This window comes from Nocardioides sp. InS609-2 (assembly GCF_023208195.1).
GTDB lineage: Bacteria > Actinomycetota > Actinomycetes > Propionibacteriales > Nocardioidaceae > Nocardioides.
On the sequence record NZ_CP060034.1, the window covers coordinates 140,066 to 157,708 of the forward strand.

Consider the following 17,643-nt stretch of genomic DNA (forward strand, 5'->3'; position numbering starts at 1 on the left):
GTAGGTTGTGAGCGGTGTCACGACCAGGTGCACCACAGCTTTCAAGGAGAAGAGAACGTGAAGGTCGGCGTCCCGAAGGAAGTCAAGAACCACGAGTACCGCGTCGCGCTCACTCCGGTGGGTGCGCATGAGTTCACGCATCGTGGTCACCAGGTGTTCGTGGAGAAGGGTGCGGGCCTCGGCTCGCAGATCCCCGACGAGGAGTACGTCGCGGCAGGCGCCACGATGCTCGACTCCGCCGATGACGTATGGGGTGGCGTCGACATGGTGCTCAAGGTCAAGGAGCCCGTCGCCGAGGAGTACCACCGGCTGCGCCCCGACCTGACGCTGTTCACCTATCTCCACCTCGCGGCCGACAAGCCGCTGACCGATGAGCTGCTGAAGAGCAAGGTCACGGGCATCGCCTACGAGACCGTGCAGCTGCCCTCGGGAGGGCTGCCGCTGCTCTACCCGATGTCGGAGGTCGCGGGCTGTCTCGCACCCCAGGTCGGTGCGCATGCGCTGCTGCGCGCCCAGGGTGGCCGCGGCGTGCTGATGGGCGGTGTCGGTGGTGTCGCCAACGCCAAGGTCGTCATCATCGGTGCCGGTGTCTCGGGGCAGAACGCCGCCAACATCGCGCTGGGCATGGGTGCCGACGTCACGCTGCTCGACAACGACCTCGACAAGCTCCGGATGTCGTTCTGGCGCTACAACAACCGCGTGCACGGTCTGGCGTCGTCGACGCTGGCGATCCGGCAGCAGGTGATGGGAGCCGACATGGTGATCGGTGCGGTGCTGATCCCGGGTGCGAAGGCGCCCAAGCTGGTCAGCAACGAGCTGGTGTCGCAGATGAAGCCGGGCTCGGTGCTCGTCGACATCGCGGTCGACCAGGGTGGTTGCTTCGAGGACACCCGGCCCACGACGCACGCCGACCCGACCTTCGAGGTCCACAACTCGATCTTCTACTGCGTGGCCAACATGCCCGGCGCCGTGCCCAACACGTCGACCTACGCGCTCACCAACGCCACACTGCCGTACGCCGTCGCGTTGGCCGACAAGGGCTGGAAGCAGGCCTGCCGCGACGACCAGAGCCTCGCGCTGGGTCTCAACACCCACGCCGGCGACCTCACCAACGGGCCGGTCGGCGAGGCGGTCGGCATCACGGCGACCTCGCTCGACGCGGCGCTGGCCTGACGGCGGTCGTGTCGCAGGGGTCGGGGCGGGCCGGGCCGGGTGAGGTCGCCCGGGCCATCCGCATCTACCTCGATCACCTGACGGTCGAGCGGGGGCTCGCGGCCAACACGCTGTCGTCGTACAAGCGGGACCTGCGGAGGTACGTCGCGCACCTGGCCGTCGAGGACGTCGAGACGCTCGACGCGATCACCGAGGCAACCGTGTCGGGATTCCTGATGCGGCTGCGCGAGGGCGACGCCGACAACCCTCCGCTCAGTGCCACGTCGGCAGCGAGGACCGTGGTGGCGGTGCGCGGGTTCCACAAGTTCGCCGTGCGCGACGGGCTGGCGAAGGTCGACCCAGCGAGCGCCGTGAAACCTCCGACACCCGCGAAGCGACTGCCGAAGGCGCTGCCGTTGTCCGACGTCGAGGCGATCCTGGAAGCTGCAGGGTCGGCCGGCACGTCGTTGGCACTGCGCGACCGGGCGCTGCTGGAGGTGCTCTACGGCACGGGTGCACGCATCTCCGAGGCGGTCGGCCTCGACATCGACGACCTGGATCTGGTGGACACCACGGTGCTGCTGCGTGGCAAGGGCTCGAAGGAGCGGCTGGTGCCGGTGGGTTCCTACGCCCGCGAGGCCGTGACGGCGTACCTCACCCGGGCCCGGCCTGACCTGGTGTCGGCCAAGTCCGGTCCTGCGTTGTTCCTCAACTCGCGCGGCGGGCGGCTCTCGCGCCAGAGCGCGTGGGCGGTGCTGGTCAAGGCCGCAGACCGGGCCGGGGTGGACCGCGACGTCTCGCCGCACACGCTGCGGCACTCGTTTGCCACCCACCTGCTCGACGGCGGCGCCGACGTGCGCGTCGTACAGGAGCTGCTCGGGCATGCCTCGGTGACCACGACTCAGATCTATACGCTGGTCACCGTCGACAACCTGCGCGAGGTCTTCGCCACGGCGCACCCGCGAGCACGAGCATGACGTCAGACGGCTCCGACGACTTCCTGACCTGGGTCGAGAAGCAGGGCCTCGAGCTCTATCCGCACCAGGAGGAGGCGGTGCTCGAGGTCTTCTCGGGCAACAACGTCATCCTGGCCACGCCGACCGGGTCGGGGAAGTCGCTGGTGGCGACGGCGGCGCACTTCGCGGCCCTGGCCACCGACCGGGTCAGCTTCTACACGGCGCCGATCAAGGCGCTGGTGAGCGAGAAGTTCTTCGCCCTGGTCGAGGTCTTCGGCGCCGACAACGTCGGCATGCTCACCGGTGACGCCAGCGTCAACGCCGACGCACCGATCATCGCGTGCACCGCCGAGGTGCTGGCCAACATCGCGCTGCGCGAGGGGCCGGGTGCCGACGTCGGGCTGGTGGTGATGGACGAGTTCCACTTCTACGCCGAGCCCGACCGCGGGTGGGCCTGGCAGGTGCCGCTGCTGACGCTGCCGAACGCGCAGTTCCTGCTGATGTCGGCCACGCTCGGTGACGTCAGCGCGCTGGCCGAGGACATCTCCCGGCGCAACGGTCGGGAGACTGCGGTCGTCGACGACGCCGAGCGCCCGGTGCCGCTGCTGTTCTCCTGGGCGCTGACTCACGTGGCCGAGACACTGGAGGAGCTGGTCACGACCAACCAGGGGCCGGTCTACGTCGTGCACTTCACGCAGAAGGACGCGGTCGAGCACGCGGTGTCGTTGCTGAGCACGACGTTCAAGGTCGAGACCGACAAGGATGCACTCCTGTCGCGTCTCGCGGGCTTCCCGTTCGGTGCGGGATTCGGCAAGACGCTGCGCAAGCTGCTGATGCGCGGCATCGGCGTGCACCATGCCGGGATGCTGCCGAAGTACCGGCGACTCGTCGAGACCCTGGCCCAGGCTGGCCTGCTGACCGTCATCTGCGGCACCGACACCCTCGGCGTGGGCATCAACGTGCCTATCCGCACGGTGCTGTTCACCGGGCTGGCGAAGTTCGACGGCACCCGGCAGCGCGTGCTGCGCACCCGGGAGTTCCACCAGATCGCCGGCCGCGCGGGGCGGGCGGGCTACGACACCACCGGCTACGTCGTCGTACAGGCTCCCGAGCACGTCATCGACAACGAACGGGCCAAGGCCAAGTCGGCCGCCAAGAACGAGGCCAACCCCAAGAAGAAGAGCAAGGCGCAGCTGAAGAAGCCGCCCGAGGGCACGGTGGTCTGGACCGAGCAGACCTACGACAAGCTGGTCGCCGGCGAGCCCGAGCAGCTGCCGTCGCGGATGAAGATCGACAACGGCATGCTCATCAACATCCTCACCCGCGAGGAGGACGCCTTCCCGGTGCTGCGCAGCCTGCTCACCGACAACCACCAGGACGCGAAGGGCAGGGTGCGGCTCGTCCGCCGGGCGCTGCGGCTGACCCGCTCCCTGGTGCACTCCGGCACCGTGACGCGGCTCGACGACCTCGACGAGTTCGGCCGCCGCTATGTCCTGACCGTGACGCTCCCGCCCGACTTCGCGCTCAACCAACCGCTGGCGCACTTCGCACTGGCCGCCCTCGACACGCTCGACCCCGAGGCGGAGACCTACACGCTCGACATCATCTCGGTGATCGAGGCCGTGCTGGAGTCGCCCCGGCAGATCCTGTTCGCGCAGCAGCACGCCGCGCGAGGCGACGCCATCGGCCAGATGAAGGCCGACGGTCTCGAGTACGACGAGAGGATGACGCTGCTCGACCAGATCACCTGGCCCCAGCCACTCGCGGAGCTGCTGGAGGCGACGTACGAGATCTACCGCCAGCGGCACCCGTGGCTGCCCGAGGACGCGCTGGTGCCGAAGTCGGTGGTGCGCGAGATGTGGGAGCAGGGGATGAGCTTCACCGACTTCGTGGGGCGCTACCAGCTCGCGCGGTCGGAGGGTCTGGTGCTGCGCTACCTCACCGACGCCTACCGCACGCTGCGGCAGACCGTGCCCGACGCGCACCGCACACCGGAGCTCGACGACCTGGTCGAGTGGCTCGGCGAAACCGTGCGGCAGACCGACTCGTCGCTGCTCGACGAGTGGGAGGCCCTGTCCGACCCGGCACATGTGCGCGCCGACGTCGCCCACCACGCCCCGCCGCCTCCGCCGCGGCCGATCTCGCGGCAGGAGCGGCCGTTCGCGGTGATGATCCGCAACGCGATGTTCGCGCGGGTCAACCTGAGTGCTCGCGACGACCTCGACGGGCTGGTGCGCCTCGAACGTGCGGCCGCCGACCGGCTCGAGCCCCCGCGTGCCGTGGTCATGGGGCGCTCGGTCTGGGACGCAGCCCTGGAGGGCTACTACGCCGACCACGACACGCTCGCCACCGACGGTGATGCCCGCGGTCCCGAGCTGCTCGCCGTCGGACCGGAGGAGAAGGGTGCGCCCGCTGGGGCCGACGAGGACGTCATCGCGCGCATCCGCCACGTCCGCCAAACGCTGCACGACCCCGCTGGCGACCACGACTGGGTGATCGACGCGATCGTCGACTGCGACGCGTCCGACGAGGCCAGCGAGCTGGTCCTTGCTGCCGTGGCCATGTGCCGTCTCTGAGGCGTTGCCCCCCTGGCTCCCTATGCTGGGCCGGTGCCCTCCCTCCACCTGCTCGACGGCGTGACCTGGCACGGCGTGACGATCCCTGGCGGGCGGCTCGCGACCCTGCTGTCGGCACTGGCGTCGAGCCCTTCGGGAGTCTCGGACCAGACGCTGGTGGACGAGATATGGGGCGAGCAGCCGCCGGCCGGGCCTACCAAGGCGCTCCAGGTGCTGGTGTCGCGGGTGCGGTCGATCTGTGGCGGCGACGTGATCGCAAGGTACGACGGCGGCTACCGGCTCGCGCTTGCCGACGACGAGGTGGACGCGTGGCTCCTGCATCGCCTCGTCCGCGAGGCAGTGGCCGCGCTGGCCGCCGGTGACCCCACCGCGACCGACCTCGCCGACCGGGCGTGGGAGCTGGCCATCACCGCCGCCGACCCCGAACGCGACGCCGGGCCGCGCGCTGACCTGTTGGCGCAGGCCCGGGCTGCCGTACCCGGTCTGGTGCGCCTTCGGGGGCTGGCGCTGGCCGCGGGCGGACGCCCGGGGGAGGCCGTCACGCCCCTGGCGAAGGCGCACGAAGCAGCACCCGACGACACCCCGGTGCTGGTCGCGCTGCTACGGGCCGAGGCCGCGACCGCCGGTGCGTCGGCGGCCCTCCACCGCTACGAGAACTTCCGCAGCGGCCTGGCCGACCGGCTCGGCGTCGACCCCGACCCCGCCCTCCAGCGGCTCCACCAGGAGCTGCTCTCGGCCGATGACCCGGTGCGCACCGGGCTGCGCTTCGCAGCCGACCCGCTGCTCGGACGCGACGATGACCTGGCACGGCTGCGGGCGGCCATGGCGACCGGTCGGCTGACGACGATCCTCGGCCCGGGCGGCATCGGAAAGACCCGGATCGCCCAGGTGCTCGCGCAGGAGTCGACCGTGCCCCGGGTGCACGTGGTCGAGCTGGTCGGTGTGGCGTCAGGCGACGACGTGGTGGCCGAGGTCGGCGCTGCCCTGGGCATCCGCGGCTCGGTGACGGCCCGGCGCACGCTCACGCCGGCTCAGCAGGCCGACGTACGCGGGCGGATCGCGCAGGAGCTCGACGCCGGGCCCGTGCTGCTCATCCTCGACAACTGCGAGCACGTGCTCGAGACCATCGCCTCCCTGGTGGCATTCCTGCTCGTCACCGCGCGCGACCTGCGCGTGCTCACGACGAGCCGGGCGCCGCTGCGCATCGGCGCCGAACGTGTCGTACCGCTGTCCCAGCTGGCGCCGTACGACGCCGCCGGGCTCTTCTGCCGGCGTGGGCTGGCCGTACGTCCCGACGCCGACCTCGACGACGAGACCGTCGCGGCGGTGGTCGCTCGGCTCGACGGGCTGCCGCTCGCGATCGAGCTCGCCGCGGCCAGGCTGCGCACCATGTCGGTCGCTGAGGTACGCCGCCGCCTCGACGACCGCTTCGAGCTGCTGCGCAGTCGCGACCGGGGTGCGCCGGAGCGGCACCGCACCCTGACCGCCGTGATCGAGTGGTCGTGGGACCTGCTCTCCGAGAGCGAGCAGAGGGCGCTCGCCCGGTTGTCGATCTTCCACGACGGCATCGATCTCGACGCGGCCGAGAGCGTCGTCGGCGCGGGTGCCGCGGACGACGTCGAGGCCCTGGTCGACCAGTCGCTGCTGGTGGTGACCGAGACGGCGGGTACGACGAGATTCCGGGCGCTGGAGACGATCCGCGAGTTCGCTGCCCTGCGCCTTCAGGAGGCTGGCCAGGCCGACGACGCGCGTGCCGCCCAGGACGCCTGGGCTGCAGCGTTGGCCGACCGGCACGCCTCCGTGTTCGTCGCAAAGTCGCAGTTCGAGTCCATCGGCGCGCTGCTGCGCGAGGAGAACAACCTCACCGACGTGCTCCGGCGGGCCTTGGCCCACGGCGACAGCGACCTGGTCGTCCGGCTGATGTTGGTGCTGGGGAGCGTGTGGACAATCACCGGCAACCATCCTCGCGTCTTCTCCGTCGCCGACGCGGCGATCGACGCCCTGGTCGAATGGGACCCGCCCGCGCACCTGCTCAGTGCCGGGCACGAGGCAGCCGCGATGCTGATCGTCCACCTGAGCTGGGTGCCCAGCCGGCCGTGCGACGACCTGGTCGCGGCCATGGCCAGGTGGGGCGAGCCGACCACACCGTGGGCGCGCGCGGCGTACGCCATGTTCGTAAGTGAGGGCGGCAACGTCATCGACCGACTCGTGACCCAGGCCGACGAGGCGGCGGACCCGGTGGTGGCAGGGATGCTCTTCATGTGGGCGTCCCTGTCGGCCGAGAACGCCGGCGACGTCCACGAGGCAGCCGACTACGCGCGTCGTGGCTTGTCGCTGGGCGACCTGACGCCCTACCTCGACGCGACGCTGCACTCCGAGCTGTCCCAGCTGGCGATGGTCATGGGGGACCATCGCGAGGCCGCGCGCCATGCCGAGATCGCCTGGCCGACCCTGCTGAGGCTCCATGCTGTCGACGACGCACGCTCGATGCGCATCTCGACGGCGCTGTCTGCTCTCATCGAAGGGGACCTCGACGCGTGTGAACGCATCCTCGACGAGGTGGATGTCATCGCCGACGGTGCCCAGATGGGATCCCGGATGGTGCTCAAGGCGGCCCGGGCGGAGGTCGCGTTGGCCCGGGGTGACGTCGAGACCGGCCTGCGGATCTTCGACGAGGCCGTCGCCGCGGTCTCCGACGTCGAGCTGCCGGGCATCGGGCTGACGCCGTGGGTGCTGTTCGCCGCGGGCGGCGCGCTGGTCGCACGGGTGCACCACGTCGCCGGCCCGCAGGACGCCCGCGCCGACGAGCTGCGCGACCTCCTCATCGACGGCACCGGCTTCCTGGCCTCCGGCGCACTCACGTTCACGGACCTGCCGCTCAACGGAGTGCTCACAGTGGCACTGGGCGCCTGGGTGCTCCGGTTCGGGGACCCGGCGAACCACGACGACGGCGTGCTCCTGCTGGCGGTGGGGGAGCGGTGGGCCTACAACCGCAGCCTCCCGTGCCTGGCCTGGGAGCGGCTCGTCGCACTCGCCGAACGCGCAGCGCCCGGACGGATCGGCGAGCTCCAGAAGGAGTACGCCGGCCGGCCGGGCCCCGAGCTCATCTCGGTGGCCGAGAAGGTGCTGTCGCGGCTCACATCTTCCTGGCGAACCCCCGCACCGAGAGCGGGGCGAAGATCGCGATGACCGCGAGGCAGCCCAGCAGTGCGAAGCCGACCTCGGCGGTCACGGCGCCGGTGTTGGCCAGGTCGCGCAGGGCGTTGACCACGTGCGAGACCGGGTTGACCTTGGTGAAGGTCTCCAGCCAGCCCGGCAGCGTGTCGGCCGGGACGAACGCGTTGGAGAGGAACGTCAGCGGGAACATCACCATCAGGGAGTAGCCCTGCACGGCCTGGGCGGAGGAGCCGACGGTGCCGAACCAGGTGAAGATCCAGGCCAGTGACCAACCGGCCAGGATGGCGAGCAGGATCGCGGCTCCCACGCCGATCACGCCACCACCCGGCCGGTAGCCCATCGCGATGCCGGTTGCGAAGGTGAGCGTGGCCGCGATGAAGTAGCGGATCATGTCGGCGACCATCGGTCCCGCGAGCGGCGCGATGCGCGAGATGGGCAGCACCTTGAAGCGGTCGAACACGCCCTTGTCCATGTCCTCGCGCAACTGCGTGCCGGTGGCCACGCAGGCGGTCAGCACGGTCTGGGCGATCAGGCCCGGGATGAGCAGGGGCAGGTAGTTCTCGACGCTGCCCGCGACGGCACCGCCGAAGATGCCGGCGAACATCGCGGTGAACATCAGCGGCTGGATCGTGACGTCGAAGAACTGCTCGAAGTTGCGGCGCATCTTGAGCGTCGCGCGCCAGGCCATCGTCATCGTCTGGCTCACCGTGTCGGCGACGCTGACACGGCGGGGGAGGGCTGCGGGGTCTACGCGGTCGTGGGTCGGGTGGGTCATCGTGGTCATCGGACGGCCTCCATCTCGGGCTCGGTGCTGCTGTCGGTGCTGGTCTCGGGTTGTGTCTCGGGCTGGGCGTCGTGCCCGGTCAGTGCCATGAACACCTCGTCGAGCGAGGGCTTCTGCACGCTCACCGAGTCGATGGCGATGCCCTGCTCGCGCAGTGCGACGAGTACGTCGACCGCCTGGTCGCTGCGTTCGAGCGCGATGTTGAGCCGGCGGGCCTCGGGAGTGGGCACGGGCTCCTCGCCCAGCAGCCGGTGGGCGATCTGGGCGGCGTCGGGCAGCCGCTCCGTGTCGAGGACCGTCAGCTGGAGCGTCGAGCGCCCCACGGAGGCCTTCAGTTCGTCGGACGTGCCCTGGGCCACCACAGCGCCGTGGTCGACCACGGCTATCCGGTCGGCCAGCTGGTCGGCCTCGTCGAGGTACTGCGTGGTCAGCAGCACCGTGCAGCCGTCGGCCACCAGCTCGCGGATGGTGCCCCACATCTGGCCGCGGGTGCGCGGGTCGAGGCCGGTCGTCGGTTCGTCGAGGAAGATCAGCGGCGGCCGGGTGATCAGGCTCGCAGCCAGGTCGAGCCGGCGGCGCATGCCCCCGGAGAACTGCTTGATCGGCTTGCTCGCCGCCTCCTCCAGGCCGAACTGCTCCAGCAGCCGGGCAGCAGTTGCTGAGGCCGTGGCGCGGTCGACGCCCTGGAGGCGGCCGAAAAGGACGAGGTTCTCGGTGGCGGTCAGCAGCTCGTCGACCGAGGCGTACTGCCCCGTGACACCGAGCAGCTGCCGGACCACGTGCGGCTCGCGGCGTACGTCGACGCCGAAGATCTGCGCGTCGCCGGCGTCGATCGGCAGGAGCGTGGCGAGCATCTTGAGCACGGTGGTCTTGCCGGCGCCGTTGGGTCCGAGGACGCCGAAGACCTCGCCGCGGCGGATCTCGAGGTCGATGCCGTCGACGGCACGCATGTCGCCGAAGTTCTTGACCAGCCCGTGGGCCGACACGGCCAGGGGGGAATCGATGGAAGTCATGGTCGAAGAGTGCGCCCTACCGGTTTCACGGTGGTGTCACGCTCTTTCATCCGCGGTGGAGGCGACCCTCTGCCAACTGGCCGGCATCACCCAGCACACGGCGATAGTGTCGTGGGGTGTCGTATCCGCTGACCGAGCCGTTCGACTCTGGCCTCATGGACACCCTTGACGGACACCAGGTGTACTGGGAGATCTGTGGCAACCCGAAGGGCAAGCCAGCGGTCGTGTTGCACGGAGGGCCCGGCTCCGGAGCGTCGCCGTGGTGGCGGCAGTTCTTCGACCCTGATCAGTACCGGGTCGTGCTCCTGGATCAGCGCGGGTGCGGACGCAGCCTTCCCAACGCGTGTGACGACCGTACCGCGATGCGCGACAACACCACCGCGCATTTGATCGCGGACCTGGAGCAGCTGCGCGTCGAGTTGGAGATCGACCGCTGGCTGGTTTTCGGTGCTTCCTGGGGTTCGACACTCGGCCTGGCGTACGCCGTGCAGCATGCCGACAGAGTCAGCGAGCTGGTGCTTTGGGCTGTTGTGACAACTCGAGCCCGAGACGTCCAATGGGTGACGCATGTGATGGGAGACGTCTACCCGGAGGAGTTCGACCGATTGCTCGCTCAGCTTCCCGAGGCCAAGCGAGACGGCAACATTCCAGCGGAGATCAATACCCTGCTCATGTCCGACGACCCCCATGTCGCTGACCAGGCTGCCCAGGCCTGGTGCGCTTGGGAAGACCGACTGGCAACTCTCAGCGGCCCCCTCCAGCACCACTCGCGGTCATCAGACCCCCGCCGTCGGCTGGGGTTCGCACGGATGGTGACGCACTACTTCGGCAACTGTGCCTTCCTGGCCGACGACGCCATCACTGGTCACCTCGATCGTTTGCGCGGCGTACCCGCCTACCTGCTTCGCGGTCGCCTGGACATCGCCTCTCCGCTGCGGTCCGCGTACGAGATCGCGCAGGCTCTGCCCCACGCAAGGTTCGACATCGTCGAGGCTGACGCCCACGGTGCCGGTGACGACAGTGTGGAACGACTCATCGCAGCGCTCGACGGCTACGCCGGGCGAGACTGACAGCACGGCACGGCGGCCCGGAGCCGGGACAACCCCCGATCGTCGTACACAGGCCTGTCCACAAACTCTCCACAGGCTGGCCTCGGCTGTGCACGCAAGCGTGGGCCGATCAACAGATTTCCCTTGTGGGTTGGGGGTATTCATCCCCGTCTTGTTGACCGTCGGAGGGCGGGCATAGGGTCGCGCAGGCAGCGGGAGACAGGGCGTCAAGTCGCCGTGTCGACATGTCGGGTGCAACAACGAGAGGTACACAAGATGAGCGGTGACGGGTCGTACGCTGGGTTTCCCGGTCAGGGCAGCAGTGCATCCGAGATGCCGCCGTTGCTTCGACCTCCGAACTCCCAAACCTCTGCTGGAGCTGACACCCCCGTGAGCGACCCGATCCCGTTCGCCCGCCCCCATCAGGTGACCGAGCCGGCGGTGGCACCAGTCATCGAGCTGGGCCCCACCGGGCGTCCGATGCCGGAGTTCCCCGAGCCTGCCGCGCTCACGACCCACGGCAACGCGCGGGTCGTCTCCATGTGCAACCAGAAGGGTGGCGTCGGCAAGACCACGACCACCATCAACCTGGGTGCGGCGCTCGCCGAGCAGGGCCGCAAGGTGCTGCTCGTCGACTTCGACCCTCAGGGCTCGCTCTCGGTCGGCCTGGGCCTCAACCCCCACGAGATGGACCTGACCATCTACAACCTCCTGATGCAGCGCGACGTCGCCATCGAGGAGGTCGTGGTGCCCTCGGGTGTCCCAGGGATGGACCTGCTGCCCTCCAACATCGACCTGTCGGCCGCCGAGGTGCAGCTGGTGCACGAGGTTGCTCGCGAGCAGACGCTGCAGCGGGTGCTGGCGCCGGCGATCGAGAAGTACGACGTCATCCTGATCGACTGCCAGCCCTCCCTGGGCCTGCTCACCGTCAACGCACTGACCGCGTCCGACGGCGTGATCGTGCCGCTGGAGTGCGAGTACTTCGCGCTGCGGGGCGTCGCCCTGCTCAAGACCACCATCGACAAGGTGCGCGAGCGCCTCAACCCCAAGCTCGAGATCGACGGCGTGCTCGGCACCATGTTCGACGGCCGCACCCTCCACAGCCGCGAGGTCATGGACCGGCTCGTGCACGCCTGGGGCGACGTCGTCTTCCACACCGTCATCCGGCGCACCGTGAAGTTCTCCGACGCGACCGTGGCCGGCGAGCCGATCACCTCATACGCGTCCGGCTCGACCGGTGCCGACCACTACCGCATGCTCGCGCGGGAGGTGCTGGCCCGGTGGCTCGACGGGTGAGCCTGCCCCGGGCCGACGACCTCTTCCGCCCCACCGCGGAGGGGGAGAAGTCCGTCCGGGCCGTGCCCGACACCAGTCCCGACCGTGTCGACGAAGTTGATGCTGGACCGCGCAAGCCGAGTGGCCGGGTGCGCCACGACGAGAAGATGACGGTCTACGTCACCTCCGACGAGCTGGTCGACATCGAGCACACGCGCCTCTCACTGCGCCGTACCCACGGGCTGGCGGTCGACCGTGGCCGGCTGGTCCGCGAGGCGATCTCGCTGATCCTGGCCGACTTCGAGGCACACGGCGACGACAGTGCGCTGGTGCAACGGCTGAGCGAGCAGTGACGAGCTCGAAGCGTCGATGACTGTGCTGGACACTGGGCTCGCCACCGCCGACCCGGACGCCGCCGCTGCCGCGTCGGCCGGGTTCGAGGTCCGGCTCGACAACTTCGAAGGCCCGTTCGACCTGCTGCTGAGCCTGATCTCGAAGCACAAGCTCGACATCACCGAGGTGTCGCTCTCGCGCGTCACCGACGAGTTCATCGCCCACGTGAAGGCCGCCGGCCCGACGTGGGAGCTCGAGCAGACGACGTCCTTCCTGCTCGTCGCCGCGACCCTTCTCGACCTCAAGGCCGCGCGGCTGCTGCCGCAGGGCGACGTCGAGGACGAGGAGGACCTCGCCCTGCTGGAGGCCCGCGACCTGTTGTTCGCCCGCCTCATGCAGTACCGGGCTTTCAAGCAGGTCGCGCGCGTGCTCGAGACCCGGCTGGCCGAGGAGTCGCGGCGTCACGCGCGTGCGGTGGGGCTGGAGGACCGGTTCGCCAGCTTGCTGCCCGAGGTGCTGATCGGCATCGGTCTGGAGCAGTTCGCGCAGCTGGCGGCGCGGGCGATGGAGCCCAAGCCAGTGCTCGAGGTGTCGCTCCACCACATCCATGCCGCCAAGGTCAGCGTGCGCGAGCAGGCCGCCCTGATCGTCGACCGGCTGCGCCGCGGCGGCATCATGACCTTCCGCTCGCTGTGCGGAGACTCGCCCGACCGGCTCACCACCGTGGCGCGCTTCCTGTCGCTGCTCGAGCTGTTCCGTGAGGGGGCGGTGTCCTTCGACCAGGTCACCCCGCTCGGGGAGCTGAGCGTGCGCTGGACCGGCACCGAGGAGGGCGACATCGAGATCGTCGACGAGTTCGACGGTGCGCCACCCGAGGACGACATCCCGCTGCCCGCGGCGACCGAGCCCGACCCAGATGAGGAGCAGCAGTGAGCCAGGACGTCACCACCCCCGGGACCCTCGATGTCGAGATGGCCGAGCTGCGGCCCTCGCTCGAGGCCATCTTGATGGTCGCCGACCAGGCCCTCGACGAGGTCGTGCTGGCATCCGCCGTCGGCCACCCCGTCGAAGCGGTCGAGGCCGCGCTCACCGACCTGTCCCGCGAGTACGACGAGCAGGGGCGTGGCTTCGAGCTGCGTGCCGTGGCCGGGGGGTGGCGCTTCTACACGCGCGACGCCTACGCCGGCGTGGTTGAGACGTTCGTGCTTGACGGCCAGCAGGCCCGGCTCACCCAGGCCGCCCTCGAGACCCTCGCGGTCGTCGCCTACAAGCAGCCGATCTCGCGCGCCCGGGTCTCGGCAGTCCGTGGCGTCAACGTCGACGGCGTCATGCGCACCCTGCTCACCCGTGGTCTCGTCGAGGAGTGCGGCCAGGACCACGAGACCGGCGCCAACCTCTACCGGACCTCGGCCTACTTCCTCGAGCGCATCGGCATCAGCTCGATCGAGGAGCTGCCCGAGCTGGCGCCGTACCTTCCCGACATGGACGACCTCGAGGACGAGCTGATGGCGATGGCGGGTGGCTCGCACGAGCCCGAGGCTGCCCCCGAGCCGGCCGCAGAGCCCGCCCACGGTCACCCGGCCCCGCACAGTGGTGAGGGCACCGAGCCCGACGCCGGCACCGAGATCGGCTGATGGTGAGCGACCAGGACGACCCCAACGGGATCCAGACCGATGACGACGGCCTGATCCGGCTCCAGAAGCTGCTGGCCCAGTCCGGGGTCGCCTCGCGCCGTAAGTGCGAGGAGCTGATGCTCGAGGGGCTGGTCGAGGTGGACGGCGAGATCGTCACCCGGCTCGGCACCAAGGTCGATCCGCGCACCGCCGTGATCAGGGTCGACGGCAAGCGGCTGCCACCGATCTCGGCACACGTCTACCTCGTGCTCAACAAGCCGCGGGGTGTCGTCTCGACGATGTCGGACCCCGAGGGTCGTCGTACTCTCGCCGACCTCGTCTCCGACCGTCCGGAGCGGCTCTTCCACGTCGGCCGCCTCGACACCGACACCGCGGGCCTGATCCTGCTCACCAACGACGGCGACTTCGCGCACCAGATGGCGCACCCGTCGCACGAGGTCGACAAGACCTACGTCGCGGAGGTCGACGGTGACGTCAGCAAGGCCACGCTCGCCGACCTCCGCAGGGGCGTGACGCTGGAAGACGGACCCATCGCGGTCTCGCGCGTGAAGGTGATCCAGGCCGGACAGGGTGACGCCCAGGGCCGCACGATCGTCGAGCTGGTGATCCACGAGGGCCGCAACCGGATCGTGCGGCGCCTCCTCGAACACGTCGGCCATCCCGTACGCCGCCTCACCCGCACGCGCTTCGGCCCGGTCGACCTCACCGGGCTGAAGACCGGCGATCTGCGGCACCTGACGACCGACGAGCTCGGGTCGTTGCTCGACACCGCCCAGCTCTGAGGTTCCGGTCAGACCGGCTGGACCGGCCGAATAGAATCGTGGCATGAACCAGGTCTCCGTCGTCGCGTACTTCGCGGACGACCCCACGCGGACCTACCAACTGATCCAGTGGCTTCCCGTCCTCGACCTGCTCCACGAGACCCATCCTGTGGGCATCGTCGTACGCGACCCGAAGTCGGCCGTCGTGCTGGCGGGCAGGACGTCGGTGCCGGTCTTCACGGCCGAGTCGTTCCCCGAGCTGACGGCCCTCTACGCCGAGCTCGACGCCAAGGTCGTCCTCTACTGCAACAACTCGATACTCAACTTCCAGTCGCTGCTCGACGGTCGTTCCCTGCACGTGCACATCAACCACGGTGAGAGCGACAAGCAGAGCATGGCGAGCAACAACGCCAAGGCCTACGACCGGGTGTTCGTGGCGGGGGAGGCGGCAGTCCAGCGGCACGTCGCCGGTCTGCTGGAGTTCGACACCAGTCGCCTCGTGCGCACCGGGCGGCCACCGCTGGACCTGCATCCGATCTCGTGCCTGGCGCCGAGCCCGCGACGGACCGTCCTGTACGCGCCGACGTGGGAGGGCGACGCGGAGTACAACGACTACACGTCTGTCGACACGATCGGTGCCGACATCGTCCGCGCGATCCTGGATGTCCCCGACGTGCGCCTCGTCTACAAACCGCATCCCAAGTTGGCCACCAGCGTGACGCCGGCGGTGCGTGAGGCGCAGCACGACATCCTCACGCTGGTGGGCGCAGCCGTCAGGCGCGAGCCTGCTGCCGGCCACGAGGCCATCACAGCCGGCGACATCCTCGCGGTGATGCCCAACTGCGACGTGATGGTCACCGATGTGTCCTCGGTCGGACTCGACTGGCTGTACCTGCGTACCGAGAGGCCCATCTTCGTCACCGACCGGCACCACGACGCCGAGCGGCTCCGGCAGGAGGTCCCGGTGAGTCGCTGTGCCGACGTGATCGACGACGTCGACGTGGCAGACCTGACCGCGCTCATCGCCTCCCGCCTCGAGAACGACGTGCACCACCTCGCCCGGTTGGCCATGCGCCACTACTACTTCGACGACCTCCAGATCGGCGAGAGCACCGGCCGGTTCCTGGACGCCGTGTCCGAGCTGGCGACTCTCAGGGACCGGCTGCTGCGCGCAGCGCCGTCCCTGGACGGAGAAGGGGCAGCAATCACGGCGTAATGGCCTGGCCTGTGCAACGCTGCCCCCGTGACGGTCACGAGAGCGGAGCGCGACGCTGCCGCAACTGTGGCCGTCGGGTGGGGCGTCATCCTGGCCGCCGTTCTCGCTGTCGGCTGGCTGCTGACCCACTCCCTCGAGCCGAGCATCGGTGTCTGGGACGATGATGCTGCGCGATGGTTCACCGCTGAGCGAACCGGTGACCTGGGCAGGATCGCCGACGTCGGCAGGCTCCTCGGTGACACCTGGGTCGGCATCGGGCTGGCGTTGGCCGTTGCTGTGGCGGTGTCGCTGTGGCAACACTCCCTCCGCCCGGCGATCTTCGTCGTCGTCCTGATGGCCGGGAACTTCGGCTTCTACCTGGTAGCTACCCAGCTGATCACCCGGGACCGGCCACCCGTGCCGATCCTTGACCCCGGTCTGGTGCCGGACCACAGCTTCCCGTCGGGGCACGTCGCCACCGCGGTCGCTGTGTACGGCGGCACCGCGCTGCTGGTCGGCTACCTCAGGCCGCGCACGCGTCCCTGGATCTGGGCGCTGCTCGTCATGCCGGTCCTGGTCGCAGTCGCCCGGCTGTACCAGGGTGCCCACCACCCGACCGACGTGCTGACAAGCCTGCTGGCCATGACAGCGTGGCTGACGGTCGTGGCCAGGGTGCTGCTCACGGGAACCGCAGCGCGAGCGCCTGGTTGATCTCGTGCTGGCGCACCAGGAAGGCCCGCTCGTCGAGTCTTTTGCGCCGCAGCCAGGCGGTGACCTCGTCGTTGCACTTGCTGGCGTTGCAGGAGCCGCAGGCCGGGGCGATGTTGTCGAGGGTGTAGCGCCCCCCACGGGAGAGGGCCAGGACGCAGTCACGCTGAAGGGGCCTGTCCGACGCGCCGCAGTAGGCACAGCCACCCCAGGCGGCCTTCAACGCGGTCCACTGCTCGTCGCTGAGGTCGTGCTCGACGCTGTCCATCCGGCGCTTGCGTCTGCGGGCGATCCTGCTCTTCCGACTTCGGTTGACCGCCATCGCAGCAGCGTAGGTGGGTCAGGCCTCGATGGTGGGCGACAGGCCAGCGGGATCGGCTTCCTGCTTCTCGCGCCGCTCCTGCAAGCGCTGCTGGGCAGCCGGCAAGAAGGCCAGGCACGGCGCATCGTCCTCCGGGTGCTTCTCGATCAGGTGGAAGATCCACCTGTCCATCGACGCCATGAAGCCGTTGTCGTCCCCGGGGCGGTACGCCGACCAGTTGAGCGTGCCCCTGGTGACGCACGCCGAGCAGCTGATCTTGTAGACGAACTGCTTGTCCCGACCGACGTCGATCTTCAGCTTCGCCAGATGGCCGGCCTCTGCGGCGGCCTTCCTCTCACGAGCAGATCGGCTCGCCGTCATGTCGCACCCCTGGTGTGTTCGGAAACGTGGAGCCTACGCCCGGGAGTCATGGCAACCGGTGGGCCCGTCCGTCCGATGGATCTGTCGGATGCCGAGGCACGCAGCACGGTCGGCATGATGTCCGGTCCGTAGTCGGCGGCGGCCGTGTCCACGGTCTCCTGACCCTGCCGGCGCCACCACTCCCACCCACAGGCGGTCTACCGCCCGCGCGTCGCCTGCTAGACCAGCTGGTGCCGATCGCCCGCGAAAGCGTACGTCGCCCAGCACCCCGGCCAGGGTCGACATCACCCGGGCGGCGTGATCTCCGTCTGCCGGGTCAGGTACGTCTCGTCCTCGTCGGAGCCGTAG

General features: G+C 69.6%; 16 protein-coding genes. 12 read left to right on the forward strand and 4 right to left on the reverse strand.

Features of this window, described 5'->3' with window-relative positions; genetic code table 11:
* Window positions 1-57 precede the first annotated feature (57 nt).
* The 4 genes from ald to H4Q84_RS00785 are packed head-to-tail and all read left to right on the forward strand — an operon-like array spanning window position 58 to window position 7,873.
* The gene (ald, locus tag H4Q84_RS00770; protein WP_248581532.1) at window positions 58-1,173 is read left to right on the forward strand and encodes an alanine dehydrogenase; all 1,116 of its coding nucleotides are present in this window, start codon (window positions 58-60) and stop codon (window positions 1,171-1,173) included.
* A gap of 8 nt (window positions 1,174-1,181) precedes the next feature.
* Window positions 1,182-2,129 (forward strand): site-specific tyrosine recombinase XerD, encoded by a 948-nt coding sequence (gene xerD / locus H4Q84_RS00775; protein WP_248581533.1) that lies wholly within the window; start codon window positions 1,182-1,184, stop codon window positions 2,127-2,129.
* Window positions 2,126-4,684, forward strand: coding sequence for a DEAD/DEAH box helicase (locus tag H4Q84_RS00780; RefSeq protein ID WP_248581534.1), 2,559 nt, complete (start codon window positions 2,126-2,128; stop codon window positions 4,682-4,684). Before xerD ends, H4Q84_RS00780 begins: the two co-directional genes overlap by 4 nt.
* Window positions 4,685-4,717: 33 nt before the next feature.
* Window positions 4,718-7,873: a BTAD domain-containing putative transcriptional regulator gene (locus tag H4Q84_RS00785; protein ID WP_248581535.1), complete on the forward strand. Its 3,156-nt coding sequence runs from the start codon at window positions 4,718-4,720 to the stop codon at window positions 7,871-7,873.
* Here the strand turns inward: H4Q84_RS00785 and H4Q84_RS00790 are convergent.
* The gene (locus tag H4Q84_RS00790; RefSeq protein WP_248581536.1) at window positions 7,821-8,645 is read right to left on the reverse strand and encodes an ABC transporter permease; all 825 of its coding nucleotides are present in this window, start codon (window positions 8,643-8,645) and stop codon (window positions 7,821-7,823) included. The two genes, H4Q84_RS00785 and H4Q84_RS00790, sit on opposite strands and share 53 nt — an antisense overlap.
* Window positions 8,642-9,658: an ATP-binding cassette domain-containing protein gene (locus tag H4Q84_RS00795; protein ID WP_248581537.1), complete on the reverse strand. Its 1,017-nt coding sequence runs from the start codon at window positions 9,656-9,658 to the stop codon at window positions 8,642-8,644. Before H4Q84_RS00795 ends, H4Q84_RS00790 begins: the two co-directional genes overlap by 4 nt.
* A gap of 116 nt (window positions 9,659-9,774) precedes the next feature.
* On the opposite strand from H4Q84_RS00795, the gene pip reads away from it, so the two are divergent.
* The 8 genes from pip to H4Q84_RS00835 all read left to right on the forward strand — a co-directional run bounded on the left by pip (window position 9,775) and on the right by H4Q84_RS00835 (window position 16,616).
* Window positions 9,775-10,728 (forward strand): prolyl aminopeptidase, encoded by a 954-nt coding sequence (gene pip / locus H4Q84_RS00800; protein ID WP_282580297.1) that lies wholly within the window; start codon window positions 9,775-9,777, stop codon window positions 10,726-10,728.
* Between the two features lie 459 nt (window positions 10,729-11,187).
* Window positions 11,188-12,003, forward strand: coding sequence for a ParA family protein (locus H4Q84_RS00805; RefSeq protein ID WP_248583581.1), 816 nt, complete (start codon window positions 11,188-11,190; stop codon window positions 12,001-12,003).
* The gene (locus H4Q84_RS00810) at window positions 11,988-12,335 is read left to right on the forward strand and encodes a hypothetical protein (protein WP_248581539.1); all 348 of its coding nucleotides are present in this window, start codon (window positions 11,988-11,990) and stop codon (window positions 12,333-12,335) included. The genes H4Q84_RS00805 and H4Q84_RS00810 overlap by 16 nt, the downstream gene beginning before the upstream one ends.
* A gap of 16 nt (window positions 12,336-12,351) precedes the next feature.
* Window positions 12,352-13,248: a segregation/condensation protein A gene (locus H4Q84_RS00815; RefSeq protein WP_248581540.1), complete on the forward strand. Its 897-nt coding sequence runs from the start codon at window positions 12,352-12,354 to the stop codon at window positions 13,246-13,248.
* Window positions 13,245-13,949, forward strand: coding sequence for an SMC-Scp complex subunit ScpB (gene scpB, locus H4Q84_RS00820; protein ID WP_349238394.1), 705 nt, complete (start codon window positions 13,245-13,247; stop codon window positions 13,947-13,949). Before H4Q84_RS00815 ends, scpB begins: the two co-directional genes overlap by 4 nt.
* Window positions 13,949-14,731: a pseudouridine synthase gene (locus H4Q84_RS00825; protein ID WP_248581541.1), complete on the forward strand. Its 783-nt coding sequence runs from the start codon at window positions 13,949-13,951 to the stop codon at window positions 14,729-14,731. Before scpB ends, H4Q84_RS00825 begins: the two co-directional genes overlap by 1 nt.
* 43 nt (window positions 14,732-14,774) lie before the next feature.
* Entirely contained in the window at window positions 14,775-15,926 is a 1,152-nt protein-coding gene (locus tag H4Q84_RS00830; RefSeq protein ID WP_248581542.1) for a CDP-glycerol glycerophosphotransferase family protein, read from the forward strand.
* A gap of 27 nt (window positions 15,927-15,953) precedes the next feature.
* Window positions 15,954-16,616, forward strand: coding sequence for a phosphatase PAP2 family protein (locus H4Q84_RS00835; RefSeq protein ID WP_248581543.1), 663 nt, complete (start codon window positions 15,954-15,956; stop codon window positions 16,614-16,616).
* Here H4Q84_RS00835 and H4Q84_RS00840 read toward each other — a convergent pair.
* Both H4Q84_RS00840 and H4Q84_RS00845 read right to left on the reverse strand, forming a co-directional pair.
* Window positions 16,585-16,935 (reverse strand): HNH endonuclease signature motif containing protein, encoded by a 351-nt coding sequence (locus tag H4Q84_RS00840; protein ID WP_248581544.1) that lies wholly within the window; start codon window positions 16,933-16,935, stop codon window positions 16,585-16,587. The genes H4Q84_RS00835 and H4Q84_RS00840 overlap by 32 nt on opposite strands.
* An 18-nt stretch (window positions 16,936-16,953) precedes the next feature.
* Window positions 16,954-17,295, reverse strand: a complete 342-nt coding sequence (locus H4Q84_RS00845; RefSeq protein WP_248581545.1) for a hypothetical protein — start codon at window positions 17,293-17,295, stop codon at window positions 16,954-16,956.
* Window positions 17,296-17,643 lie beyond the last annotated feature (348 nt).